This window comes from Streptomyces sp. NPDC088254 (assembly GCF_044740925.1).
Taxonomy (GTDB): Bacteria; Actinomycetota; Actinomycetes; order Streptomycetales; family Streptomycetaceae; genus Streptomyces.
In genome coordinates, this window is sequence record NZ_JBIURQ010000005.1 from 21,186 (window position 1) to 44,781 (window position 23,596).

Sequence of the window (23,596 nt, forward strand, 5' to 3'; positions counted from 1 at the left end):
ACGCCACGGGCCCTCGGCGCCCCGGCGGCCCGCACACGCGGGTGGGGCACGCCGCGGGGTGCGACCGGAACCGGGGACCGATCGCACCCCGCGTGCTCTCACGCGCGCGTGCGGACCGGGATCTCCTGCCAGCCGAACGCGATGAACGACGGCACCTGCCGCAGCCCCTCGGTCCCCGCCGCGAGACTCAGCTCCGGGAACCGTTCGAACAGCGCGGGCAGCGCGGTCAGCGCCTCCAGCCGGGCCAGCGGCGCGCCGATGCACCGGTGCACGCCGATCCCGAACGCCAGATGGTCGTCCGCACCGCGCGCCGCGTCGAACACGTCCGCGTCCGCCCCGTAGTGAGCCGGGTCCCGGCCCGCCGCCGCGTACGTCGTGATGATGGCGTCCCCGGCCGGGATCGTCACCCCGCCCACCTCCACGTCGCTCACGGCGAACCGCAGCGGCAGCGAGGCGATCGACGGGTGCACCCGCAGCGTCTCGTCCACGACCGCGTCCCAGCCGATCTCCCCGGCCCGCACCGCCGCCAGCTGCCCGGGCCGCTCCAGCAGCGCCACCACCGCGTTGCCGATCAGGTTCACCGTCGTCTCGAACCCGGCGCCGATCACCAGCAGCAGCGTGTACAGCAGCTCCTCGTCGCTGAGCCGGTCCCCGTCCTCGTCGCGCACCCTGATCAGCTCGGTCGTCATGTCGTCGCCGGGGTGCTCTGCCTTGTGCGCGATGAGCCCGCCGAGGACCGTGCCGATCTGCTCCTGCACGTACGCGGCGTGCTCCGGACTCGGGTCCGAGGTGTCCATGATGGCCGCGATCAGCCGGGCCACCGGTTCCCTCGACTCCTCGGGCACACCGAACAGTTCGCAGATGATCCGCATCGGCAGCGGATGCGCGAACCCGGCCTTCAGATCGACCACCGCGCCGTCCGCCGCACTGGCGTCGAGCGCGTCCAGCAGCTCGGCCGTGATCGCCTCCACCTGCTCCCGCAGCGCCTCGGTGCGACGGTGCGTGAAGCTCGGCGCGACCAGTTTGCGCAGCCGCGCGTGGTCGGCGCCGTACGTGGAGAGCATGTTGACCACGCCCACCCAGCCCAGGATCCACCCCCAGGTCGGGTGCTCGCCGATCTCCGGCCACAGCCGCCAGTGCCGCCGCGGATCCTTGCTGACCCGCGGATCGAGGATCAGCTCCTTGAGCGTGTCGTACCCGGTGGGCGCCCAGGCCGGGATGCCGCCCGGCAGTTCCACCGGGACGACCGCGCCGAGGGCGCGCAGCCGGGCGCTCTCGGCGGCGATGTCGGCGCCGAACGGGTCGATGACCCAGCGCTCGGTGCGGGCGGCGGGGTCGGTGCTGTCGGTCACGGTCACGACGGAACTCCTGACTGGTCGGCGGAGCGCGGGCTGAAACGGACGGGCAGTGCGGTCAGCGAGCGGTGGAACGGACCCGGACGCCAGCTCAGGCGCTCACGGGGCAGCACCGGGTCCAGGTCGGGCAGCCACTGGGTGAGCCGTTCGATCGCCTCGGTCACCAGGAGCAGCGCGTGCTGCCTGACCGGGCAGGCGTGCGGGCCCGCGCCCCACGACAGGTGCGAGGCGTCGTTCGGCAGCCGCCCGCCGGCGCCCTCGCGTTCGGAGAAGTGGCCGAGCGCCCCGTACGACACCACCACCGGCACCGCGTCGCGCAGCCACACCCCGTGGAACGACAGCGGGCGGCGCGCGTAGTAGACGCCGTAGTTGGCGAGCGGCGTCTCGTGGTGCAGCACCTCCACCACCGCGTCCGTCACCGGGCGGGCGCCGCTGGTGAGGGTGGAGTAGTAGGCGGGGTTGCCCAGGATCCGGGACAGCGTGTTGGACAGCAGGTTCGCCGTCGGCTCGTAGCCGGCGCCCAGGGTGAGGAACACCTGCCAGGTGACCTCCTCGCGGGTCAGCCCGGCGGGATGGTCGAGAAGCCGGCTCGGCAGGTCGTCGCCCCGCTGCTCCGCCTTGGCGGCGATCAGCTCCAGCACGTACCCGGCGTACTCCGCCTCGCCCTCGGCCGCGTCGGCGCCGCCCTCCATCATCTTGCCCAGGCCCAGATCGAGCCGGTCGCCCTGGCTGTCCGGGAGGCCGAACAGGTCGTTGAACACCAGCGCCATCAGCGGCCGGGAGAAGTCCGCGACCAGATCGGCCTCGCCGCGCGGCCCGATCCGGCCCGCCAGCAGCCGCACCGCGCGGTGCACCCGCGCCCGCAGGTCGTGCGGCTCCACCAGGTCGAACACGTCGATCAGGGTGGTGCGGTAGCGGAGATGGGCGGCGCCGTCGGCGAACAGGGCGTTGGGCCGCCAGCGCATCATGCCCAGCACCGGCGAGTCGGCGGGGACGCTGGTCTCCCACGCGCGCGGGTCGTGCGAGAACGCCTCCGTGTCGCGCAGCACCTCCAGCGCGGCCCGCCGGTCTGTGACGAGGTACGCCGGCACCCCCGGCGCGAGTTCCGCCCAGCCGACGGGGCCCTGGGCGCGCAGCGCCGCGTAGTAGCGGTGCGGGTCCGACGCGAAGCCGTCCTCCCACAGCCGCACGGGCACCGTCCGGGCGCAGTCGTGCCGGTCCGCGGAGCGGGCGCTCACCGGGCCTCCGCCGGGTCGCGGGCGATCAGGTGGTCCACGAGGGCCAGCAGCGCGTCGATCGAGGAGTTCGCGTCTCGCGCGTCGCACGTCACCATCGGCGTGTCCGCCTCCAGGTCCAGGGCCCGCCGCAGCCGTTCCTCGCCGTGGCGGGGCGCGTCGGGGAACGCGTTGAGGGCGACCGCGTACGGCAGCCCGCTCTCCTCCACCAGCCCCAGCACGTCGAACGACGCGTCCAGCCGGCGGCTGTCGACCAGGACGAGCGCGCCGAGCGCCCCGTAGGCGATGTCGTCCCACAGCGACCGGAACCGCTCCTGGCCTGGCGTGCCGAACAGGTACAGCACCACCCCGCCGGGCAGGCTGATCCGGCCGAAGTCGATGGCCACCGTCGTCGTCGCCTTGTCCCGCACCCCGGCGAGATCGTCCACCCGAGCGGACGCCTCACTGAGCGGCTCCTCGGTGTGCAGCGGCTGGATCTCCGACACCGAGTCGATCAAGGTCGTCTTCCCCACCCCGAAGGGGCCCGCGACGAGGATCTTCACGAGCGCGCGGGCGGTGTCGGGGAGGTGGACGGGGGTGCCGCGGGAGGCTGCGGTGGGCGTCTCGTCGCCCTGCGGAGGGGTGCGGGGTGGGGTGCTAGGGGTGCTTGAGGGCGCGGAGGCCATCGGCCACTCTCTTCAGCAGGTCGGGGTCGAAGCGTTCGGCGGGCGGGATCGGCTCGCGGGCGTGGACGAGGTCCCGGTCGGCGAGGTCAGCCGCCAGAACGCGCACCGCGGACACCGGCAGTCTGAGCAGCGCCGCCGCCTCGACCACCGTGAGCGAGCCGCCCTCCAGGGCGTCCAGCAGGGCGAGCCCGGCGGGGGGCAGCCCGTCCGACGGCCCGGCGCGACGCCCGCCGGGCGCGGCCCCCGGGCTGCGGGAGAGCACCGACAGCCGCTCCAGTTGGGGGCGGCTGGGACGGGCCACGCCGCCGGTCGACAGGTACGCGGGCACCAGGGGACGGCCGGCCGGGCGGCCGGTCATGCCGGAGCGGTGTCGTCGGCTCCTCGGGGCGCGGCCGCCATGGCCTTCTCGCCGAGCCGCGCCACCTGGGAGTGCACCCGGTGCGCCAGCAGGTCCAGGCGCACCTCGCCGTCCCCGTAGGCGGCGACGCAGGTGCCGTGGTCCGTCGGCACGATCAGGACGTAGCCGTGGTTCGACTCGATGACGATCTGGCGCACCTCGGCGCGCTCGCGGTCGGCGAACGCGGCCGCCGCCGTGCGGCACGCCCCCTGCACGGTGCTGGTGATGGCGGCCACCCGCTCGGCCGACGGCTGCGAGAGCGCGTCGGTGTACCCCGTCACGAGCCCGTCCCGGGTCAGCATGACGGCGGCGACCACGTGCGGCACCTGCAGGATCGGCTCCAGCACCCATGCGGTGTCGCCCGTGTTGCGGCTGGTCATCGGGCCGCGCCTCCTTCGTCGTCGGTGGTGTCGTGCTCGTGGGTCACGCCGCCGCGCCCGTCCCCGGCGACGGCCGGCTCATCCCGGCCGACAGGATCCGCCCCGGCGACGACGGAAGCCCGGTCGCCACGGATCGCCGCGGCCCCTTCGGCGCCGGCGGGAGTGGCCCTGACCGGGCTCTCGCCCGTGCGGTGGGTGTGGGCGGGGGGCGGCGTGCTCGGGGTTTCGTCCGTGTGCGCGGTGTGCGCGGTGTGCGTGGGGGCAAGGGTCGCGGCCTCGCCCGTGCGCCCGGCCTCGGCGGGAGTCGCTCCGGCCGGGGCCTCGTGGAGAGTCGCCCTCCCCGGGGTTTCGCCCGTGCGCTGGGCGTGGGCGAGGGCTGCCGTGTTCGGAGCTTCGTCCGTGTGCGCGGGTTCGGCCTGAGCCGTCCTGGCCGGGGCCTCGCCCGTGCGCTCGGTGTCGGCGGGAGTTGCCCTGACCGGGGCCTCGCTCGTGTGCGCGGGTTCGGCGGCAGCCGCGCCGGCCGGGGCCTCGCTGGGAGTCGCCCGGACCGAGGTCTCGCTCGTGTGCGCGGCGTGGGTGGGATTCGGTGCCGGGGTCCGATTCGTGTGCTCGGCGTGGGTGGCGGCCGTCTCGCCCGGTTGTTCGGCGTCGGCGCGGGACGGTGCGGTCGGGGGCTGGGCACCGTACATCGCGTCCGCCTCGGCGCGGGCCGCCGCTGTGCCGGATTGCAGTGCGCCCAGCGCGGCCGCGGCGTCCTCCGGGCGGCGCGCCGTCCACTGCGGCTCGGGCCGGCTCGTCCGCTCGGCCGTCTCCGTCGGTTCCGTGGGGACGGCGACCCGGTTGCGGCGGCGGCGCTGCGGCAGCCCGTCGGTGTCGTACGGGGCGTGGTCCTGAGGCGTCTCGGGGACGTCACCCTCGGGGCCGTAGGAGTGGGTGGGCGCCGCGCTCTTCCTGCTCGCGGTGCGGGTGGTGCGCGGCGCGCTCGCCGCCGGCGGGCGGGCCGCCGGGTCGAGCCGGCTGAGCAGGTGGCTGTCGACGCGCAGCACCGCGCGTACCCCGCCGTACGGGGAGGCGGAGGAGACGTCGACGCTCAGGTCGAACTGCCGGGTGAGGCGTCCGACCGCGGCGAGGCCCATCCGGGGCGGGTCGCCCAGGTCGGTCAGCAGAATGGGGGTGTCGCCGGCCACCAGCCGCTGCGCGCGCTCGCGTTCGTCGCGGGTCATGCCGAGGCCCGCGTCGTCGACGGTGACGCACACACCGTGGTGGACGTGCTGGAGACTGACCACGACGTCGGTCTCCGGCGCGGAGTGGCGCAGGGCGTTGTCGAGGAGCTCGGCGACGATGATGGCGACGGGCTCCACGGCGTGCGAGACCAGGGCCGTGCCCGGCTCGAGATGGTTGTGGACCTGCACCCGGTGGTAGCCGGCGAGCCGGGCCTGGCCGCCGGTGACCGCGTCCACGAGGTGCGACTCCTCGCGCGCCAGTCCCACCCAGGCCCCGCACACCACCGCGGTGACCTGGGCCCGGCGCAGGGACTGCTCGTTCTCGTGGTCGAGCTGGAACAGCGTCTGGGCCAACTCAGGGTCGTCGTAGCGCTGTTGCAGACCACGCAAAGCGTCCTGGAGTCGGTACAGGGCGGCCTGGATCTCCCGGGTGGCGCCGCGCATCCCGGCCTGCGCCGCCGCGTCGACGCGGGTCCGCTGGTCGACCACCTCCGCCTGGAGCGCCAGAAGCACGTTCTCCAGCGCGACGCCCACGGGCGTCCCGGCGGTCAACGGCTGGAGGGGCCCCGGCACCTCCACGTGCGGATGGGCCACCTGGCGGGCCGCGGCGGGCACGCGCCGCACCGCGAGATGCTCGACCTCCGCCACGAACGACCGGTGCGTGCCGTCGAGTTGCGTGCGCAACGCGGCGATCTCGGCCCGCTGCCGGTCCCGTTGCCGGCGTGACCGCAGCAGCCCGCCGCCGAGGGCGAGCGCGGACAGTGTCCCGACGGCGAGGCCGCCGGCCACCAGGTCCGGTAGTTCGATCATCGATTCGGTTCCAGGAAGGGTCGGGCGTGCCGGGGCGGGTGAGGGCAGGGGCCCGGTGTGACGGCCGGGTTACCGCAGCACAGTACACACCGTCACCGAGCGATCATGCCCGCTCCCATAAGACTTGGCTCCGAAAGTGACCGGTACTTGTTCGGTTCTGCGTCGACTGTCTGGATTGCCGTATGCGGTAAGCGACTTGACCTGGCCACATTCCGTCCGGAAACCGGTTCGGCCTCCCGGCCGGCCGACAGGGTTCTCAGCCGCCGCCTGACCCACCTCTGGACACCGACAGCGGCGTATCCGTCTGACGCAGCTCCTCCAGCAACTCGTTCTGGCCGGCGAGGAGTTCCGTGAGGATGCGGCGGGCCGCCCGCAGCAGTTCGGCGACGTCGCCGCCGGCGAGGGCGTAGCTGACGGTCGAGCCCTCGCGGATCGACACGACGATCCCGGAACGGCGCAGCACGGCCAACTGCTGCGAGAGGCTGGACGGTTCGATCTCGATCTCGGAGAGCAGGTCCCGCACCGCGACGGGACCGCCCTGGAGCAGTTCGAGGACCCTGATGCGCACAGGGTGACCGAGCATGCGGAAGAACTCGGCCTTGGCCTGGTAGAGGGGCACCTGCATGGCGATCGCACGCTCCCTGCCGCTTCGTGGTCCTGCGTGGTGTCGATCCTGGCGACTGAGGGCTCCGCACGCCCCGCTGATGCACTGATGTGGATGTGCCGAGTTGCAGAAATCTTCAACTCGCGGGCATGCGAAGCCGTCGCCGAACGCCGCCTAGACCTCCAGTTCGGCCTCGATCCGCTTCAACTGGTGGCGGGCCATGGCCAGGTTGGAGCGCTCGCGGTCCAGGACGAGGTAGATGAACAGGCCTGCGCCCTGACGGCCCTTGAGCAGCCGGATGAGGTGGTACTGGCTGCCGAGGGTGATCAGGATGTCCTCGATGTCGCTGGTCACCCCGAGGTGCTCCATGGTGCGGACCTTGGCGCGGATCACGTCGGTGTTGCCCGCCGCCGCCACGTTGAGGTCGAGCTCCTTGCCGCCGCCGAGGGTGCCCAGCGCCATGCCGCTCGTGTAGTCCACGACGGCCGCGCCCAGCGCCCCCTCGATCATGGTCATCGTCTCCTTCAGGGAGATCTCCACATTCGCCAAGGCGACTCCTCCTGCCCGTTGCACGGGACCGGGCTCCTCCGGCCCCGCTCGTGCCCCGAACGTACGAAGCGGGCGGTGCCCGGCGGCGCAGGGCTCCGGGACTGGCGCAAGACGGTTCGGAACAGAGAGATCTCAAGTCGCTTTCTGATCGTGAACCAGCGAAAAACGTCCGAACCGCCTGTGCCGCTGCTTGCGGCGGGGCGGGGGAGCGGGCAGGGTTCCGTCCCGTGGCCACCTTGCTGATCGTCCATCACACGCCGTCGCCGAACTGCCAGGCGATGTTCGAAGCGGTCGTCTCGGGCGCGACGGCACCGGAGATCGAGGGCGTCCGCGTGGTGCGCCGCGCCGCCCTCGCCGCCACAGCTTCCGACGTCCTGGAGGCCGACGGCTGTGTGCTGGGCGCGCCGGCCAACCTCGGCTACATGGCGGGCGCCCTCAAGCACTTCTTCGACCAGATCTACTATCCATGCCTCGACAGCACCCGGGGCCGCCCCTTCGCCTACTACGTCCACGGCGGCAACGACGTCACCGGCGCGGTGCGCGGCATCGAGGCGATCACGACGGGTCTGGGCTGGCGCCGCGCGGCCGAACCCGTCCTGGTCACCGGGGAACCCGGCAAGGCCGACCTGGAGGCGTGCTGGGAACTGGGCGCGGCGACGGCCGCGGGGCTGACGCAGTGACCGTCAGCCCGGCGGTCGACGTGATATGCGGCCCCCTGGGCCGAGGCCCCCGCAGCGCACGCGGCGCACGCGCCTGTCAGTCCCAGAGCGGATACGTCACCACCCGCTCGAACTGGGCGGGACGGTCCCCGGGGTACTCCAGGGTGATCCGGCCGTAGCGCTCCACCCCGGCCCGCTTCTCCCAGAGCTTCGGCTGGTCCAGCCGGACGATCACCCGGTAGGAGCGGAAGGTGCCCGCGGCGCAGTACGGCTTGCAGTCGTTGACGGCGTTGACGCCCGTGGCCCGGGCCGAATCCGCGTCCCAGCGGTCCCATTTCAGCGAGAGGAGGCGGCTGTTGCCGTCGCCGCAGGCCAGGATGAAGTCATGGGGCCGCACCTGCGGGTCCCACAGGCAGTCGACCAGGACGGGCGTCGCGGTCTGCCGCGCGGCGGGCGGCGCGACGGCGGGGGCGGCCGAGGCCGTGCCGAGCGTCGCGGTGACCCCCAGCGCGACGCCGAGCATCACCGCTGTTCTCGTCCTGTGTCCGCCCATGTCCGCTCCCGCACGCCGTCCGGGAGGCGGCCGTCCGCGTCCCGTGGAGGTTCCGTTCCGACGCTACGACGGCGCGCGCACGCGGGCCACTCGAACGGCCCAGGGCCGCCCGGTCCGCACCTCGCCGCCCCGGCGGGCCCGGACGGGCACAGGCGGCGCGCAGCGGCCGAAAAGATGTGCCGGTCAGGGTGAACTCCCAGTGGGCAATGGCCATTTCCAGCCGTTGTCTTGGCAGTCTCATGACAAAAAGAGGCACTCGGTGTCACGCTGCTGCCGGACGTTCACCGTTCCTTCACGCGGACCTCGTCCACACCACCCCCCACCTCTCGCCCCACCTCACCACCTGTCACTCACCCCCCACCTCTCGCCCCACCTCACCCCGCGTTCCTCCTCCGGGCGCCCACAGACCCGCCCGCCTGCCGTGCCGCGCGTCCGGGCCGGATCCGACCCGTCGGCCCGCCCCCGTATCGGCCCACACCCCGGGCCGACCGTCGCAGAAGGAGAACCCCCGTGCCCCGGCGACACCCCACACTCCACCGGCGCAGACGTGCCGCAGTCCTCGCCGCCACGACCGCGGGCGCCCTGCTCACGTTCGGCGCACCCGCGGGCCCGGCCGCCGCCGCCCCCGCCGACCCCGGCCCGGCCAAGATCAACGCCGTGCCACGCGACGGTGCCGCCCCCGTCGCCCTCACCCCCGCCCGCCGGTCCGCGCTGGTGCGCGGCGCACAGGCCGCGGCCGGCGCCACGGCACACCGGCTCGGCCTCGGCGACCGCGAGAAACTCGTCGCCAAGGACGTCGTCCAGGACGCCGACGGCGCCACGCACACCCGCTACGAACGCACCTATGCCGGACTGCCCGTCCTCGGCGGCGACCTCGTCGTCCACGTCCGCGACGGCCGCACCACCGTGACCAAGGCGAGCGATGCCGCCCTCACGCTGCCCTCCCTCACCCCCAAGCAGGCGGCAGCGGCCGCCACCGGCCAGGCGCTCGCCAGCGCCGGGAAGGCCGACGTCGCCCGCGCCGAGGCCGGCGCGGCGCCCCGCCTCGTCGTCTGGGCGGGCCGCGGGAAGCCGGTCCTCGCCTGGGAGACGGTCGTCGAGGGCGTCCAGCGGGACGGCACCCCGAGCGAGCTCCACGTCGTCACCGACGCCGCCTCCGGCAAGGAGATCCTCGCCGCCGAGCACGTCCACACGGGCACCGGCACCGGCCAGTACAACGGCGCCGTCGACCTCGGCACCACCCTGTCCGGCTCGACGTACCAGCTCGTCGACCCGGGCCGCGCCGGCCAGCGCACCTACGACCTGAACCGGGGCACCTCCGGCACCGGCACCCTGTTCACGGACGACAACGATGTCTGGGGCGACGGCACCCCGGCCGACCGGCAGACGGCGGGCGTCGACGTGGCCTTCGGCGCCGCGGCCACCTGGGACTACTTCAAGGACGTACACGGCCGCAACGGCATCCGCAACGACGGCGTCGCCGCCTACAGCCGCGCCCACTACGGCAACAACTACGTCAACGCCTTCTGGCAGGACACCTGCTTCTGCATGACCTACGGCGACGGCGCCGGCAACGCCAAGCCGCTCACCTCGCTCGACGTGGCCGCCCACGAGATGAGCCACGGCGTCACCAGCGCCACCGCCAACCTCACCTACGCGGGCGAGTCCGGCGGCCTCAACGAGGCCACCTCCGACATCTTCGCCGCCGCCGCCGAGTTCCACGCCGGCCTCACCGCCGACGTACCCGACTACCTCGTCGGCGAGAAGATCGACATCAACGGCAACGGCACCCCGCTGCGGTACATGGACAAGCCCTCCAAGGACGGCTCCTCCCGCGACTACTGGAGCTCCACCCTCGGCAGTGTCGACGTCCACTACTCCTCCGGCCCCGCGAACCACTTCTTCTACCTCCTCTCGGAGGGCAGCGGCGCCAAGACCGTCAACGGCGTCGCCTACGACAGCCCCACCTACGACGGCAAGCCCGTCACCGGCATCGGCGTCGAGAACGCCGCCGCGATCTGGTACCGGGCGCTGAGCACCTACATGACGTCCTCCACCGACTACGCCGGCGCCCGCACCGCCACCCTCCAGGCCGCCGCCGACCTGTTCGGCGCCTACAGCCCCACCTACCTCGCCGTCGCCGACTCCTGGGCGGCGGTGAACGTCGGCAACCGCATCGCCCTCGGCGTGAACGTCGCCCCCGTCGCCGACCAGACCAGCGGCATCGGCCAGGCCGTCTCCCTCCAGGTGGACGCCTACACCACCAACGCCGGCGCCGCCCTCGCCTACGAGGCGAGCGGCCTGCCCGACGGGCTCTCCATCAGCGGGACGGGCCTGATCTCCGGCGTACCGACCACCACCGGCACCAGCGCGGTCACGGTGACCGTCACCGACGCCACCGGCGCGTCGGCAACCCTCGCCTTCGACTGGCGCGTCGCCTACGTCTACGCCTCCTCGGCCCGCGTCGACATACCCGACGCCGGCACGGCGGTGGAGTCCCCGATCACCATCAACGGCCGTCCGGGCAACGCCTCGTCGGCCACCGAGGTGTACGTGAACATCGTCCACACCTACCGCGGTGACCTCACCGTCGACCTCGTCGGCCCCGACGGCACCGTCTACGCCCTGCTCAACCGCAGCGGCGGCTCCGCCGACAACGTCGACCAGACCTTCGTCGTCGACGCCTCCGCACAACCGGTCGACGGCACTTGGAAGTTGCGCGTCCAGGACCGCGCGTCGATCGACGTCGGCTTCATCCAGCGCTGGCAGCTGACTCCCTGACACATCGTCAATTCGACGACGGCCGCCCGGGCTCGCCGCCCGGGCGGCCGTCCGGTCCCGCCAGCTCCGCCAACGGCGTCCCCCGGGCCCACAGCCTCAGCCGGGCGCCGTCCATGAGATACGTGCGTCCCTGGCGCGCGGCCCACACCTCGTCGCGGCGCGAGAACGTGCCGCGGTGCACGACCAGCCGCACCCGGGGCCCGGACCGCGCCCGCGACCGGCACGAGCAGGCTTCCTCCTCGTCCGGCAGCGGCTCGGCCACCGGCCGGAACACCACGTCGAGCAGCCGCCCCCGGCCGTCCCGCGCGGCGAGGTGCGGGACGTCGTGCGCCGACGGCGGCAGCACCCGCCAGCCGTCCCGGCGCAGCATCCGCGCCACCGCGAGCACCAGCGCCTGCGGGTCGAGTTCCGCCAACTCCTCCGCCGTGTACCGGCCGCCGCGCCACCGGGCCGGCCGCCGCGACCGGCGGCCCGCCACCCCGGCCGTCGCGCCCAGCACCACGACGGCCAGCACGGGAGCCCACACCCCCACCGCCCGGCCGGCCAGCGCCAGCGCCCCCACCGCCCCGCACACGAGCGCGGCCAGCGCGGACAGACCGGGCAGCGCCTCGCGCAGCCGCGGCCCGTAACGGCCCGTCGCGCGCAACTCGCGCACGGTCCGCCGGCGCCGGGCGCGCGAGGACTCACCCGCCGGCGCACGCTCCGCCTCGTGTCCCCCCAGGGCCGGCACCCCCCAACCCGAGCACCATCCGTGGAGGATTGCTACCCGCAGGGTGACGGCGAGCCCCCCGTCCGGCGCTTTCGCGCCACGGCCTTGGCCGAACACAGCCCCCCGTTGTCAGTGGCGGATGTCAAGCTGCTGGTCATGGACGAGGCAGACTTCATGCGGGGCCGGGTCTACGGCGCCGACCACGACGACTGGGGACCCCGCCCCGACCGCGCGTACGCCGAGCTGGTCGGCGCCCGCTCGACGGGCTGCTGCTGGACGTGACCGACCGCGCCGACGGCGCGCAGCACGAGGTGGCGCTGACGACGGAGATAGGCCGGTACGGACCGGGCGGCCGCGCCCTGTACGCACGCCGCCCGTCGGACGGTCGCCGTTTCGACTGGCGCGGCGACGCTCCGGGCGCCCCCTGACCTGCGATCCGCCCCGGCCGCACGCCGGTGATGCTTCTGGGGCGTAGGAGCAGGAATCCCGGGTAAGCGCGCGGACATGAACGGGGTGATGAAGGCGGTGCGGATGGAACCTGTTCCGCCCGGCGAAGGGTTCTTCGGGCCTGACGAGGGCCTGGTGGAGACGACGGCGGCGCTGGACGGCGAGGACGGCTGTATCGCGGGGGCGCGGCATCTGACGGGGGATTTCCTCGCGCGCGTCCAACGCGAACACGGAGTGCCGGTGTCGGCGCGGACCATGGACCTGTCCCAGCTGGTGGTGAGCGAACTGGTGACCAACGCGCTGCGGCACGCGCCCGGTCCGGTCCTGCTCCACCTGCGCGTCATCGGCGCGGCGGTGGAGATCGCCGTCTGGGACAGCGATCCCGGGATGCCGGCGCCGCGCGACGCCGACCCGACCCGGGTGGGCCAGCACGGACTGGAGATCGTGATGGCCGTGGCCCAGCGCTTCCACGTCGTACGGGAACCGGTCGGCAAACGGATCGTGGCACGCCTGGACCTGCTCGACGGGCTGTGAGCGGGAAGCAGGGGCTCAGCGGGCCGGGGCGGCCCCCCGCTCGACGACGCGGAAGGTCGCCCGCCCGAGGGCGAGCACCCCGTCGGACAGCGGGGTGCACCGAACGCCGCCCTTGCCGCGCAGGGCCCGCTGCGCGCCGGGGCCCACGGTCACCTCCATCCACGCACAGGGGCGCGCCGGCCGGTTGACGCCGAACGTCACGGGACCGTGCCCGGTGTCGAGGACGATCGTCGAGCCGACGTACGCGTCGATGTCCACGCCGCGCAGCAGGACGTTGCGGCGTGTGTGCCGCAGGTCCGCGCCCTCGGCGATGTGGTGGGGGAGGTTCTCGGCGGCCATCAGCGTGACGGCCGCGTCGCGGTGCGCGGCGCGGCCGTAGTAGCGGTCGCCGACGAGCCCGAGACCGCCGCGGACCCGCACGGACGCCACCAGCTCGTCGTCCGGGCCGTCCGCAGGTCCGTCCGAGGGCCGCCCGGCGAGCCGGTGCACCGGCGACACCAGCAACTGCACGACCTCCACCTCGACCGCGCCGTCCGCGCGCTCCATGTCCGCCATGGCGTCAACCCTAGAGGGCGTCGACGCGGGCCCGCCGCCGACGGCAGGAGGGGTGCGGGGGCCGTCGGCGGCGGGTGCGGCGGCTCAGGGGCGCCAGGGCAGGGTGGTGCAGTTGGAGCCGGCAGGCTTGCCGCTCAGCCGGTCGGTCAGCCAGGACAGCGCTTCGCCCTGGTCGGCGAGGAGCGGGGTGACGTGGTTGAGGAGGCTGTTGCCCAACGGCAGCAGGGCGACTGACTTGTATGTGACGTCGACGCCCTTCGCGCACCAGTCGACGGCGAGCCGGCGCGCCTGGCCGTGCGGCACGAGGTCGTCGGCGAGGCCGGTGGCGACCCGCACCGGGGACGTGGGCCGGCCGGCGCCGATGCGCTGGTCGGCCAGGAACGCCTTGAGCAGCGGCTCGGAGCGGATGATGGCGCCGATGGGCTGTCCGTCCGTGGTCCAGGTGCTGCTGCGCACCCCGCTGTACGAGAACAGCGCATCGCCCACACACATGGTCGACAGGTCCTTCAGGGCCGCCTTGCCGACCGCGTTGAGATGAGCGTCGGCGATCGGCCTCAGCTCCGGGTCCGACTGCATGAACCCGTTGACCGACCAGCCCAGCGCCCCGGCCAGGCCGCTGCCGTCGATGGCGTCGGTGACGGCGGCCAGGTCCGCGGGCGGGGCGCCGGCGTATGTGCCGGCGAGCGGGACGTCGGGTGCGTAGGAGGGCTGGAGTTCGGCGGCGGCCGCGGTGGCGCCGCCTCCCTGGCTGTAGCCGTACAGCGCCACTCGTGAGTCGTCCGTGAGCGAGGTTCCGGGCAGGGAGCGCGCCGCACGCACGGCGTCGAGCACAGCGTGCGCCCCGTCGACCCGGTTGACGTAGGTGTGCAGCCGGTCCGTCGCGCCGAGCCCGGCGTAGTCGGTGACCACGACGGCGACGCCCTTGGCGAGCAGGCGGTACATCGCGAGGAGCTCGTAACCCACGGACAGCGTCTTGCCGTTGAGGAGCAGCGGGTGTTGCAGGCCGAGGGAGGCGGAGCACTGGTCGCCCTGACCCATGGTGCCGGGGGCGACGGCGACGAGCGGCCGGGGGCCGGCGCCCCGCCAGGCCGCGCTCGGTTCGATGTACGCGCCGGTGACGGCGACGGGCGCTCCGCCCGAGTCGGTGGACTTGTACATCAGCCGGGTCGCCCTGCCGGGCAGCGGACCGTCGATGCCCGGCAGGCTCAGGGCGAGCGGCAGCCGTTCGCTGCGGACCAGGGCGCCGTCGGCGGCGGGCAGCGAGGCGGGCGGGTTGTAGAAGACGGGGATGGTGACGCCGCGCGAGACGACGGCGTCGTCGGACGGCGACGCGGCGGCGGCCGGGACGGCCGTCGCGCCGAGACAGGCGGCGACCGTGACGGCCGCCGCGAGCAGGCGGGGGGAAGCGGGCATGGCGGACCTCCGGAGGGGGAGAAGGGAGGCCGAGCCTTCCTCTGCGGCTCGGGTGGGGCGGCGGCCCGGTGGGGGTGGGGCCGCCCGGCACGCGTTCGTTTCCGAATGTGGGCATTCGGCTCACTGCTGTTGGACGAACTGTCAGGACCGTAGCGGCAGCGCGGTTACCGGGGGTACTGGCCGGTAGGTTACGGTTCGGTAATATCGCTGTGATCGTCATGTCACATGACTCTGCGTAGATCCATCCGCCGGACGTAGCCGCCGCTGATCGAGTGGTGACGGCACGGGCGGGGGCGTACGGTCGAACGGTGGACCTGACGGCGGGCCCGGACTTCCCGCCGCTTCCTCCCCCAGGGGCCCGCACCCGAGCGGGCGACACGTCATGAGCAGCGCTCCGCAGCACACTTCCGCGACCGACACCGCCGCCCGTCAACAGGGCGGCGGCGCAGGCGTGATGGCGCTGCTGGTCATCGCCTCCTGCCAGCTGATGGTGGTCCTCGACATCACCATCGTGAACATCGCCCTGCCCGACATCCAGCGGTCCCTGGACTTCTCCACCACCAGCCTGTCGTGGGTCGTCAACGCCTACACCCTCACCTTCGGCGGGCTGCTCCTGCTCGGCGGCCGCGCCGGCGACATCCTCGGCAGACGGCGGGTGTTCGTCTTCGGCGTGCTGCTCTTCGTACTGGCGTCCCTGCTCGGCGGGTTCGCCCAGAGCGAGGCCCAACTCCTCGGCGCACGCGCCCTCCAGGGCGTCGGCGGCGCCATCGCCTCGCCGACCTCCCTCGCCCTGATCAGCACCACGTTTCCCGAAGGACCCGAACGCAACCGGGCGTTCGGGGTGTTCGCGGCCGTCTCGGCAGGCGGCGGCGCGATCGGGCTGCTCGCCGGCGGCATGCTCGTCGAATGGCTGAACTGGCGCTGGGTGCTCTTCGTCAACGTCCCCATCGGCCTGCTCATCGCGCTGGCCGCGCCCCGCTGGATCAAGGAGTCCGAACGCCACCCCGGACACTTCGACGTCACCGGCGCGCTGACCTCCACCGCGGGCATGGTCTTGCTGGTGTACGGCTTCATCCGCGCCGCCCAGGACGGTTGGCGCGACCCCCTCACCCTGGCCTCCTTCGCCGGCGCGGTCGTCCTGCTCACCCTGTTCGTCCTGGTCGAGCGGCGCTCCAGGCAGCCGATCACCCCGCTGCACATGTTCGCCGACCGCAACCGCGCCGGCACCTACGGGATCATGCTGTGCCTCGCCGCCGCGATCTTCGGCATGTTCTTCTTCCTCACGCTGTTCGTGCAGAACGTGCTGGACTTCAGCCCGCTGCTGGCGGGCGTGGCCTTCCTGCCGGTCAGCGCGGTGATCGCGGTCGGCGCCGGGCTCGCCTCCCGCTTCCTGCCGGTGTACGGGCCCAAGCCCTTCATGGTGCTCGGCGCCGTCCTGGCCGCCGGGGGCCTGGCCTGGCTGACCCTGACCGACGTCCACTCCACCTACGCGGGCAGCGTCCTCGGCCCGATGCTCGTCTTCAGCCTCGGGATGGGCATGGAGTTCGTCTCGCTGACCCTGATGGCGCTGTCCGACGTGCCCACGCGGGAGACCGGCGCGGCCTCCGGACTGCTCAACGCCATGCAGCAGGTGGGCGGTTCACTCGGACTGTCCATCCTGGTCACGATGTTCGGCACGGCCAGCGGCAACGAGGCGAAGCGGCAGATCCCCGCCTTCCTCGCCCAGGCCACCCCGGTCGAGCGACTGCGCTTCAGCCGCACCGGCGAACTCCCGCCCCCGTGGGCCGACGAGGTCCTCACCGCCGGCATCTCGGCGGCCTTCGTGATGGCGGCCGTCTTCACCCTCCTCGCCGCCGTGATCGCCGTCCTCGTCATCCAGGTACGCCCGTCCGACCTGGAACGACTCAAGGGCGACGCCCCGGGCCCGCTACCGGGAGCGTGACGCCGACCGGTGGGCTCGTTCATTCAACTGTCGCCGGTTCCCCGAGGTGCCCGCGACGTCACTCCGTCATGGGCAGGCACTCGGCGAGCAGGTCGACGACGTCCCGCCAAGCTCGCTGCGCGTGCTGAGGGTGAAAACCGACCCCAGGAAGCACGTCGTGGTCGACCGGTGGGTGATGGAAGGCGTGCAGGGCGCCGCCGTAGACCACGAGGCGCCAGTCCACGCCCGCAGCCTGCATCTCGGCGGTGAATGCGTCCCGTTGCGCGGGCGGCATGATCGGGTCTTCCGACCCGACCCCGGCCCACACCGGGCAGCGAATGCGCGCCGTCTCGCCTGGCCGGCCCGTGGTCAGTCCGTTGACTGTCGCGATCGCGCGCAGGTCGACCCCGTCGCGCCCGAGTTCCAGCGCGATGGCGCCCCCGGTGCCGTAGCCGACGGCGGCGATCCGGTCCGGGTCGGTCCGCGGCTCGGCGCGGAGCACGTCGAGCGCCGCGTGGCCGATGCCTCGCATCCGGCTGGGGTCAGCGAGCAGCGGCATGCAACGGGCCAGCATCTCCTCGGGGTCGTCCACATAGCGCCCGCCGTGGAGGTCGAAGGCCAGGGCCACGTGTCCCAGCTCGGCGAGCGCATCGGCCCGGCGGCGCTCGACGTCGCTGAGTCCCATCCCCTCGGGCCCGACAAGGACCGCGGGCCGGCGGTCGACACCGGCCGGGAGCGCGAGATGCCCGATCATTGTCAGGCCGTCGGCCGCGTATGCGATCGTGCGCGTCGTAACCGTCGTCATGAGCCCGGACTGTAGTGATCGTCGAGCCCGGTAGGACCGGTGTTCTGCCGCCGGCAGAAGCCAGGTCTCCGGCGTGTTCCGGAACCACCCCTGGTCGTTTCACCCACGTCGTGGCGGCCGGCGGGGTGACGGTTCTCCGAGCCAGGAGGCCTGCCTGAGGCCTGTTCGCGGCGCGGCAGTCTCCTGAAGCGGCGTGTGCAGCACGATCGACAGGTCCGGCCGCGCCGGCACCCTCATCACGCTGGACTCGAAGCACAGCAGCCCGAGCACCGGGTGGTCCATCTCCTTGCGGATCTGCCCGGCCCCCTCGATGTCCTCCGGTGATCCAGCATCGAAGCAGTCCTCCGAGAACCAGGGACGCCGCCACGTGCGATACGGCTCCGGTAACACCACCCCGTGCCTTCGCTCTCACATCAGCTCAGGGTCGAGCGCGTTGCTGTCGGGCGTGCCACGCGTCGGCGAAGCGGCGCCGCCGCTATCCCGCCACGGGGTACATCGCCCCGCGCCGCCCTTCCGGCGACGCCAGCCACTCCAGCTTGCCGGGGGTGTCCGCCGCCCTTCCCGCTATTGGTAACAGCCCCAATCGGCACCGTCTTTGCGAGCCTCAAGGTCACGCTTTGCCCAGAACCAGTCACACGCAAGGCTCTTGTCAATCTTCATCTGACATTCCCAATTGTTCCTTGCGGTCACCGCATCGACTCCGAGTCTCCGACCGAAGCGCTTCAGGCAGTAGTCGGACATGTCCCATATCCCACCCTTGAGCGAATTGGTGAAAGTGAAGCATTTGCCGTCGACCCTGTTGCCGGATGTGACGAAATGAAGACCTTTTTCCTCGTATCGCCAGTTGCAAACTTCGTCCATGGCCATGGGTGAATAGCAAGCCTCTTCGGTGTTGTCCCTGAAACCGTAAGACTGGCAGTACCCCGTAAGGTCCATTCCCCCCACGCGATCGTCTTTGACGAGCCGGCTCAGACCAGTCGCGGGAGCGGAGAACCATACGATCAGAGCGACTACCGCGAGCAGCGCCGCAACAGTCGTCGCACTGAATGTTTGCTCCTTCCAGGCATTTTTCACAAGTTCCCGCAGAGATCGCCGCTCAATAGAAGGCGGGATTTCCTTGAAGAGCACGGGTATGACAACGCCCGCCGCGAAGGCGAGAGCGATCAAGAACACTGCACCAGCCGATGCGACCCAGCTCTCGGGTGGCCAGACGCTTGGCGCAAGAGCCCCGCCGACGACAGTGCACAAACTCACGAAAATCGCCGACAGCACAAACAGCAGGACCCGATAGAAAGTTCCGGTCTCTCGCCCACCGACGCTCATTCAAACGTCTTTCTAGGATGTCTTTCCGTGATCCATGCCCGCAGCATGTCATGCGACTATGTGCGAGTTATGGCACGTCTCTTTTTATCACCCAAAAGAGTGACATCGCGTGAGATGTTGACTGAGCTTTTTTCGGCCTGGCTCAGTACCCGGAGTGTGCGCCGCCCGCTCTCGGGCGGACTTGTCACGTCGTCCCGGGCTTGGTGCGGCGGGCGTAGGCGCGGGCGGCGCGGGCGCGGTCGCCGCAACGGGTGGAGCACCAGTGGCGGCGGCCGTGGCGGAGCAGGTAGCGGTTGCAGGGTGGGGAGCCGCAGGCGGTGAGACGCTGCGCGTCGGGACCGGTGAGCAGGTCGGCGGCGTCGGCGGCGAGGGTGGCCAGGGCGTGGTCGACGATCGCGGTGGTGGGGTGGGGGGTGGCGCGGTAGGGGCCGGTGTTGTCGTCCCACTGCAGCAGGGGAGCGGTGGGGACGCGGGTCATGGCGTCGTTGATGGCGCTGACGGCTGCGGGCAGGGCGGGCAGTTCTGCGGTGCGGGAGGCGAACAGGGACCTGATCTGTTCGCGCAGCGACCGCAGTTGTGATGCGCACATGTCCAGCAGGCCGGCGTCGAGGGGGGCCAGGCCGCGCTCGGTGAGCCAGTGGTTGGCCTGTGCGGGGGTTCCCAGGAGGTCCAGCGTGTGGCCGCCGGGAATCGCTATGGCGCTGTTGGCCAGGGCGAGGGAGAGGTGGTCGGCCTCTCCCTGTGCGGGCGGCACGGCGGGTTCTGCGATCACGGTCTCCCTCATACCTCTCATGTTACGGCTTGCCTCTTTCCGTGAGAAAGGACTACTGTCCTCTCACGGTTCAATCACATCTATCCGTGAGGTGTTCTCCATGTCTTCGTCAGCGGTCGACCAGTTCCCCGTCCGTGTCTTCGGCGGCCCGACCGCCCTGTTCGAGTACGGCGGCCTGCGCTTCCTGACCGACCCGACCTTCGACGGCCCCGGCGAGTACGTCACGCCGGGCGGCCCGACCCTGGCCAAGACCGCCCCCTCCGTCGTTACTCCCGCCGACCTCGGACCCATCGACGTGGTCCTGCTCTCGCACGACGAGCACGCCGACAACCTCGACCACTCCGGCCGGGCCTTGCTCGCCGACGTCCCCCTCACCCTCACCACCCCCGGCGGCGGCGAGCGCCTCGGCGATAAGGCGACGGGTCTGGCCGACTGGCAGTCCATCGAGCTCGACCGCCCCGGCGGCGGCACGATCACCGTCACCGGCGTTCCCGCTGTTCACGGCCCCGGCACCCGTGAGGAGATCGAGCCGCTCTCCGGCCAGGTCGTCGGCTTCGTCCTGACCGGACAGGGCCTGCCGACCGTCTACGTCAGCGGCGACAACGCCTCCCTCGACGTGGTCAAGGAGATCGCCGAACGCTTTGCGCCCGTCGACACCGCCGTCCTCTTCGCCGGCGCCCCGCGCTTCCCCGTGTTCCTCGACGGCGCGCTGCTCGTCCTCGACAGCAACGGGGCCTGTGAGGCCGCCCAACTCCTCGGCGCCCGCCGCGTGGTGCCCGTCCACTACGACAGCTGGGCCCACTTCACCGAGGGCCACAACGAACTGGAGGCCGCCTTCGCCGCCGCAGGACTGGCCGACCGCCTCGACTGGGGCCGGCGCGCCTGAGCCGCCCGGCGGACACCACCGCGCCGGCCCACGGCAGGCTCATCGAGTCCGGCCGCCAAGAACCGTGAAGCAGCCGGCACCGCCGCTCGAGGCCCTTCTCGACCTTGCATCCGCCGAGCGCATGACCCCGACCGCGTGAGCGGGCCCCGGCAATGACACCGGGGCCCGCTCACGCGCTGCCTCCCCTCGGCGACGGTTGACGCCGTGCCGCGTCAGCCGCTACCGCTGACTCCCGTTCCGGTACTCCCCAAGGACCCTCAGTCGTCCAGCGCGTCCAGCACCTCGCCGAGGTCGACGAACTTGAAGTTCGTCGCGGTGCGGCCCTCGGCCTCGCCCGCGTCGTCGTGTCCGTCCTGCACCACGAGCAGGCCGCGCGGATACCTGCGCCCCAGCGGCTCGCGCAGTGCCGCCGCGCCGTCGCACTCCTCGGAGCCGTCCGGGCCCGCCGCCGTGGCCCCGACCCGGAAGCCTCCCTCGTACGCGAGGCGGGCACCGCGTCCGCGGCCGTAGGCGGCGAAGGTGTCGTCGCCCTGGCTGGACGCCAGCAGGCGTGACTCACCGCCGTCCGTCCCGGCGACCAGCGTCAGGCCCTCCACGTCCGCCGACAGCCGCTCGCCCCCGTATCCCGGGTCGGCGCCGGGCACGCACTCCTCGGTGGTCTCGTCGTAGACGCCCGGAACGCCGAACTCCCGCACCCTGTCGAGGAGTCGGGGCTTACCGGTGAGGTCGGCGGGCACCCGCCAGATGCCGACGTCCTCCTGGGCTGCGTACAGCGTGCCGCTCGCCGGGTCGACGACCATGCCCTCGACCTGCGGCAGTTCGCCCGGCTCCGAGCACGGCGACCAGGACGTGCCGTCCGGCAGACGGAAGGACGACGGCAGGGTCAGGGTACGCACCTTGCGGTAGCCGACCCTGCCGCCCGCAGCGGCGGTCAGTTCGAGCAGGGCGACGGCGGTGCGCTCACGCCGGCTCACCAGCGCGTAGGCGCGGCCGGTGGTCCGGTCGGTCCAGGTGGCGAGGCCGTAGGCGGTGCGCTGGGCGTCGATCTCGGACTGGTCGACGGAGAAGACCGGCGGGACGGACGGGTCGGTGACGTCGGTGAGAGGGCGGGACGGGGTGCGCGGGTCGATGCGGTAGAAGCGCAGCCGGTCCGTGCCCCGGTCCGTGGTGATCGCCAGGTCGGCCCGGCCGGTGGACAGGCCGAGACCGTGGACGAGGTCGACGTTGTTGAAGCGGCCGGGGGCGTGGCCGGGCCCCGGCCGGGCGGGCGCGGCGATCGACTGGACCAGACGGGCCTCGAGGTCGTAGACCCGCAGGCCGCCCTGCTTCGCGGTGGCGACGACGAGGCTGGCGTCCGGGCGGGCGGGGTTGCGCCAGATCGCGGGGTCGTCGGCGTCCGCGTCGCCGCCCGCCTCGTCGTCGTACAGCGGGGCGGTCTCCGCGCGGGGCGGGACCGTCGGCAGGGCCGGGCCGGTGTGCGCGGTCGCGGGGAGCGCGGCGGTCAGGGCGAGGGACGCCGCGAGCGCGGCGACGGCGAACGGTCGCGGAAGAGGCCTGGCCACGTCGACCTTCTTTCGGTAGCGGGCATGACAATACGATGATCTTGGTGGCGCGGTCCGTCCGTGAGGGGACGGGCGGGTGGCGGACAGGTGCCCGGTCGGGGAACAACTCCTGTGCTGCGTAAGGAGTGTGGACCTATGCCGTGGAGTGCGCCAGCAGGTAGTCCACGGCCGCGGTGACCTCGGTGACCGTGTGGTGGGGGACGGCCAGGCCGTCCGGCCAGGGACGCCCGGCCACCCATATCGTCCTCAGGCCCGCCCGGTGCCCGCCGTCGATGTCCGCCCGCGGGTTGTCGCCCGTCATCCAGTCCCCGGCGGTGAGCTGCGTTCCGCAGCGGGCCGCCGCCAGCTCGAACAACCGGGGGTCGGGCTTGCGGACGTCGATGTCCCCCGAGGCGGCGATGCCGTCGACGAGATCGGCGAGGCCCGTGGCGCGCACCTTCGCCCGCTGGATGTCGGACGCCCCGTTCGTGGCGACGCCGACGCTCCAGCCCCGGTCCTTCAGCCGGGCGAGGCTCTCCAGCACGGCCGGACGGCAGGTGACGGCCGCCGCCATGCGGTCGACGTACACCCGCCACAGGTGCGCGGCCGACTCGCGCAGCCCGAACTCCGCGCGCAGCCGGGCGAAGTCGCCGCGCTCGGCGTGATCGGCCAGTTCCGTCAGCAGCCACCGCTCGATCTCCGGGCCGTATCCGTGGTCGCGACACAGGTCGGCGACGGCGTCCGCGAACGCGGCCGTACGGTCCACCAGGGTGCCGTCCAGGTCGAAGAGGGCGAGACGCATGCGCGAGACCCTACCCCGGTGAACTGCCGTTGCTTCAGGCCGGGATGCCGCTGCGGGGAGACGTGTTTGCCGCACGAGGGAGCGGCAACGCGATGTCCATGAGTGAATCGAACGCCGAGACGAACGAAGAGCGAGAGACGAAGAAGCGGACCACCGCGGCCAAGGCCCGGCAGAGCGCCACGAAGGCGACCGCGCCGGCCTCGCGGGCGGCCGACGGCGCGGCGGCGAAGACCGGTGAGGCCGCCTCCGCGGCCAAGCGGGGCGCCGAGCGGGCGGCCGACGCGACGACCGGCGCCGCGCAGAACGCGGCCCGGACCGTCGAGGCGGGCCGCCAGGCGATCGTCGCGACCTCGGGGCAGGTCGCGGCCACGGCGAAGACGGCGTGGACGGTCATCGCCCAGCGCAAGCTGGTCGCCGCGGCCGCCGGCGCCGGTCTGACCGCGATCACCGCCGCCTCCTACGCGGCCGGCCGCCGCTCGGGCCGCCACACCCACGGCCCGATCACCCGCCTCACCGGGGGCCGCATCTGACCCCACCGGGTGAGTTCACAGTGCACTGGTGGGGGGGGCCCCCCCCCCCCGGGGGGGGGGGGGCCCCCCCGACCGTGTGGCCCCGAGGGCGGCCCCCGCCGCCGACCCGAGCACTCACCCCCGCCCCTCAGCCGAGCCGCCCCCGTC

The 23,596-nt window shown here is 72.8% G+C and carries 23 protein-coding genes and 2 pseudogenes; 7 read left to right on the plus strand and 18 right to left on the minus strand.

The features are described from left to right. Window positions 1-98: 98 nt before the first annotated feature. The 8 genes from ACIOC0_RS15630 to ACIOC0_RS15665 all read right to left on the minus strand — a co-directional run bounded on the left by ACIOC0_RS15630 (window position 99) and on the right by ACIOC0_RS15665 (window position 7,218). Window positions 99-1,358, minus strand: a complete 1,260-nt coding sequence (locus tag ACIOC0_RS15630; RefSeq protein ID WP_402155546.1) for a cytochrome P450 — start codon at window positions 1,356-1,358, stop codon at window positions 99-101. Further along, window positions 1,355-2,593: a cytochrome P450 gene (locus ACIOC0_RS15635; protein ID WP_402155547.1), complete on the minus strand. Its 1,239-nt coding sequence runs from the start codon at window positions 2,591-2,593 to the stop codon at window positions 1,355-1,357. The genes ACIOC0_RS15630 and ACIOC0_RS15635 overlap by 4 nt, the downstream gene beginning before the upstream one ends. After that, window positions 2,590-3,255: a GTP-binding protein gene (locus tag ACIOC0_RS15640; RefSeq protein WP_402155548.1), complete on the minus strand. Its 666-nt coding sequence runs from the start codon at window positions 3,253-3,255 to the stop codon at window positions 2,590-2,592. The genes ACIOC0_RS15635 and ACIOC0_RS15640 overlap by 4 nt, the downstream gene beginning before the upstream one ends. Then, complete coding sequence (locus ACIOC0_RS15645) at window positions 3,227-3,613, minus strand: DUF742 domain-containing protein (protein ID WP_351099420.1); 387 nt, start codon at window positions 3,611-3,613, stop codon at window positions 3,227-3,229. Before ACIOC0_RS15645 ends, ACIOC0_RS15640 begins: the two co-directional genes overlap by 29 nt. Next, window positions 3,610-4,032, minus strand: a complete 423-nt coding sequence (locus tag ACIOC0_RS15650) for a roadblock/LC7 domain-containing protein (RefSeq protein ID WP_402155549.1) — start codon at window positions 4,030-4,032, stop codon at window positions 3,610-3,612. Before ACIOC0_RS15650 ends, ACIOC0_RS15645 begins: the two co-directional genes overlap by 4 nt. Further along, window positions 4,029-6,065, minus strand: coding sequence for an ATP-binding protein (locus ACIOC0_RS15655; RefSeq protein WP_402155550.1), 2,037 nt, complete (start codon window positions 6,063-6,065; stop codon window positions 4,029-4,031). The genes ACIOC0_RS15650 and ACIOC0_RS15655 overlap by 4 nt, the downstream gene beginning before the upstream one ends. Window positions 6,066-6,321: 256 nt before the next feature. After that, window positions 6,322-6,690 carry an ArsR/SmtB family transcription factor gene (locus ACIOC0_RS15660; RefSeq protein ID WP_402155551.1) on the minus strand — a complete coding sequence of 123 codons (369 nt, stop codon included), beginning with the start codon at window positions 6,688-6,690 and terminating at the stop codon, window positions 6,322-6,324. A 153-nt stretch (window positions 6,691-6,843) separates the two neighbouring features. After that, window positions 6,844-7,218, minus strand: a complete 375-nt coding sequence (locus ACIOC0_RS15665; protein WP_402155552.1) for a hypothetical protein — start codon at window positions 7,216-7,218, stop codon at window positions 6,844-6,846. A gap of 227 nt (window positions 7,219-7,445) precedes the next feature. On the opposite strand from ACIOC0_RS15665, the gene ACIOC0_RS15670 reads away from it, so the two are divergent. Further along, window positions 7,446-7,898 (plus strand): flavodoxin family protein, encoded by a 453-nt coding sequence (locus tag ACIOC0_RS15670; protein WP_402155553.1) that lies wholly within the window; start codon window positions 7,446-7,448, stop codon window positions 7,896-7,898. Between the two features lie 76 nt (window positions 7,899-7,974). Here the strand turns inward: ACIOC0_RS15670 and ACIOC0_RS15675 are convergent, their stop codons facing one another. Beyond that, a complete protein-coding gene (locus ACIOC0_RS15675; RefSeq protein ID WP_402155554.1) occupies window positions 7,975-8,430 on the minus strand; it encodes a hypothetical protein in 456 nt (151 codons plus the stop codon). Between the two features lie 510 nt (window positions 8,431-8,940). Between ACIOC0_RS15675 and ACIOC0_RS15680 the strand changes: the two genes are divergently transcribed. Next, window positions 8,941-11,211, plus strand: coding sequence for a M4 family metallopeptidase (locus tag ACIOC0_RS15680; protein ID WP_402155555.1), 2,271 nt, complete (start codon window positions 8,941-8,943; stop codon window positions 11,209-11,211). 7 nt (window positions 11,212-11,218) lie between these two features. Here ACIOC0_RS15680 and ACIOC0_RS15685 read toward each other — a convergent pair whose 3' ends face one another. Then, window positions 11,219-11,866, minus strand: a complete 648-nt coding sequence (locus tag ACIOC0_RS15685; protein ID WP_402155957.1) for a hypothetical protein — start codon at window positions 11,864-11,866, stop codon at window positions 11,219-11,221. A gap of 210 nt (window positions 11,867-12,076) precedes the next feature. Between ACIOC0_RS15685 and ACIOC0_RS15690 the strand changes: the two are divergent. Next, window positions 12,077-12,348 (plus strand): annotated as a pseudogene (locus tag ACIOC0_RS15690) (hypothetical protein). A 76-nt stretch (window positions 12,349-12,424) separates the two neighbouring features. Continuing rightward, window positions 12,425-12,901: an ATP-binding protein gene (locus ACIOC0_RS15695; protein ID WP_402155556.1), complete on the plus strand. Its 477-nt coding sequence runs from the start codon at window positions 12,425-12,427 to the stop codon at window positions 12,899-12,901. 15 nt (window positions 12,902-12,916) lie between these two features. On the opposite strand, the gene ACIOC0_RS15700 is transcribed toward ACIOC0_RS15695, so the two are convergent. After that, window positions 12,917-13,456: a molybdenum cofactor biosysynthesis protein gene (locus ACIOC0_RS15700; RefSeq protein WP_352250804.1), complete on the minus strand. Its 540-nt coding sequence runs from the start codon at window positions 13,454-13,456 to the stop codon at window positions 12,917-12,919. An 84-nt stretch (window positions 13,457-13,540) separates the two neighbouring features. After that, on the minus strand, window positions 13,541-14,869 hold the full coding sequence (locus ACIOC0_RS15705; protein WP_402155557.1) for a lipase family protein: 1,329 nt from the start codon (window positions 14,867-14,869) through the stop codon (window positions 13,541-13,543). Window positions 14,870-15,323: 454 nt separating this feature from the next. On the opposite strand from ACIOC0_RS15705, the gene ACIOC0_RS15710 reads away from it, so the two are divergent. Next, entirely contained in the window at window positions 15,324-16,811 is a 1,488-nt protein-coding gene (locus ACIOC0_RS15710; protein WP_402155958.1) for an MFS transporter, read from the plus strand. Between the two features lie 58 nt (window positions 16,812-16,869). Here the strand turns inward: ACIOC0_RS15710 and ACIOC0_RS15715 are convergent, their stop codons facing one another. From ACIOC0_RS15715 to ACIOC0_RS15730, 4 genes and pseudogenes are all read right to left on the minus strand, one after another. Continuing rightward, complete coding sequence (locus ACIOC0_RS15715) at window positions 16,870-17,595, minus strand: dienelactone hydrolase family protein (RefSeq protein WP_402155558.1); 726 nt, start codon at window positions 17,593-17,595, stop codon at window positions 16,870-16,872. A 99-nt stretch (window positions 17,596-17,694) separates the two neighbouring features. After that, window positions 17,695-17,910: pseudogene (locus tag ACIOC0_RS15720) on the minus strand (hypothetical protein); the annotation flags it as partial. Window positions 17,911-18,159: 249 nt separating this feature from the next. Continuing rightward, the gene (locus ACIOC0_RS15725) at window positions 18,160-18,918 is read right to left on the minus strand and encodes a hypothetical protein (RefSeq protein WP_402155559.1); all 759 of its coding nucleotides are present in this window, start codon (window positions 18,916-18,918) and stop codon (window positions 18,160-18,162) included. 184 nt (window positions 18,919-19,102) lie between these two features. Beyond that, window positions 19,103-19,702, minus strand: a complete 600-nt coding sequence (locus ACIOC0_RS15730) for a CGNR zinc finger domain-containing protein (RefSeq protein ID WP_402155560.1) — start codon at window positions 19,700-19,702, stop codon at window positions 19,103-19,105. Window positions 19,703-19,790: 88 nt separating this feature from the next. Here ACIOC0_RS15730 and ACIOC0_RS15735 point away from each other — a divergent pair, with 88 nt between their 5' ends. After that, window positions 19,791-20,576 carry an MBL fold metallo-hydrolase gene (locus tag ACIOC0_RS15735; protein WP_402155561.1) on the plus strand — a complete coding sequence of 262 codons (786 nt, stop codon included), beginning with the start codon at window positions 19,791-19,793 and terminating at the stop codon, window positions 20,574-20,576. 257 nt (window positions 20,577-20,833) lie between these two features. Here the strand turns inward: ACIOC0_RS15735 and ACIOC0_RS15740 are convergent, their stop codons facing one another. Together ACIOC0_RS15740 and ACIOC0_RS15745 are read right to left on the minus strand one after the other, a co-directional pair. Then, complete coding sequence (locus tag ACIOC0_RS15740; protein WP_402155562.1) at window positions 20,834-22,138, minus strand: phytase; 1,305 nt, start codon at window positions 22,136-22,138, stop codon at window positions 20,834-20,836. 133 nt (window positions 22,139-22,271) lie between these two features. Continuing rightward, window positions 22,272-22,919 (minus strand): HAD family hydrolase, encoded by a 648-nt coding sequence (locus ACIOC0_RS15745; RefSeq protein WP_402155563.1) that lies wholly within the window; start codon window positions 22,917-22,919, stop codon window positions 22,272-22,274. 92 nt (window positions 22,920-23,011) lie between these two features. Here ACIOC0_RS15745 and ACIOC0_RS15750 point away from each other — a divergent pair, with 92 nt between their 5' ends. Further along, window positions 23,012-23,449, plus strand: a complete 438-nt coding sequence (locus ACIOC0_RS15750) for a hypothetical protein (RefSeq protein WP_351099473.1) — start codon at window positions 23,012-23,014, stop codon at window positions 23,447-23,449. Window positions 23,450-23,596: the final 147 nt, after the last annotated feature.

Excerpts from the sequence above, each read along its gene's own strand:
- ACIOC0_RS15640 (WP_402155548.1), bottom strand. The coding sequence starts at position 3,255 with ATGGCCTCCGCGCCCTCAAGCACCCCTAGCACCCCACCCCGCACCCCT.
- ACIOC0_RS15645 (WP_351099420.1), bottom strand. The coding sequence starts at position 3,613 with ATGACCGGCCGCCCGGCCGGCCGTCCCCTGGTGCCCGCGTACCTGTCG.
- ACIOC0_RS15650 (WP_402155549.1), bottom strand. The coding sequence starts at position 4,032 with ATGACCAGCCGCAACACGGGCGACACCGCATGGGTGCTGGAGCCGATC.
- ACIOC0_RS15655 (WP_402155550.1), bottom strand. The coding sequence starts at position 6,065 with ATGATCGAACTACCGGACCTGGTGGCCGGCGGCCTCGCCGTCGGGACA.
- ACIOC0_RS15660 (WP_402155551.1), bottom strand. The coding sequence starts at position 6,690 with ATGCAGGTGCCCCTCTACCAGGCCAAGGCCGAGTTCTTCCGCATGCTC.
- ACIOC0_RS15675 (WP_402155554.1), bottom strand. The coding sequence starts at position 8,430 with ATGGGCGGACACAGGACGAGAACAGCGGTGATGCTCGGCGTCGCGCTG.
- ACIOC0_RS15695 (WP_402155556.1), top strand. The coding sequence starts at position 12,425 with ATGAACGGGGTGATGAAGGCGGTGCGGATGGAACCTGTTCCGCCCGGC.
- ACIOC0_RS15700 (WP_352250804.1), bottom strand. The coding sequence starts at position 13,456 with ATGGCGGACATGGAGCGCGCGGACGGCGCGGTCGAGGTGGAGGTCGTG.
- ACIOC0_RS15705 (WP_402155557.1), bottom strand. The coding sequence starts at position 14,869 with ATGCCCGCTTCCCCCCGCCTGCTCGCGGCGGCCGTCACGGTCGCCGCC.
- ACIOC0_RS15710 (WP_402155958.1), top strand. The coding sequence starts at position 15,324 with ATGGCGCTGCTGGTCATCGCCTCCTGCCAGCTGATGGTGGTCCTCGAC.
- ACIOC0_RS15715 (WP_402155558.1), bottom strand. The coding sequence starts at position 17,595 with ATGACGACGGTTACGACGCGCACGATCGCATACGCGGCCGACGGCCTG.
- ACIOC0_RS15725 (WP_402155559.1), bottom strand. The coding sequence starts at position 18,918 with ATGAGCGTCGGTGGGCGAGAGACCGGAACTTTCTATCGGGTCCTGCTG.
- ACIOC0_RS15730 (WP_402155560.1), bottom strand. The coding sequence starts at position 19,702 with ATGAGGGAGACCGTGATCGCAGAACCCGCCGTGCCGCCCGCACAGGGA.
- ACIOC0_RS15735 (WP_402155561.1), top strand. The coding sequence starts at position 19,791 with ATGTCTTCGTCAGCGGTCGACCAGTTCCCCGTCCGTGTCTTCGGCGGC.
- ACIOC0_RS15745 (WP_402155563.1), bottom strand. The coding sequence starts at position 22,919 with ATGCGTCTCGCCCTCTTCGACCTGGACGGCACCCTGGTGGACCGTACG.
- ACIOC0_RS15750 (WP_351099473.1), top strand. The coding sequence starts at position 23,012 with ATGTCCATGAGTGAATCGAACGCCGAGACGAACGAAGAGCGAGAGACG.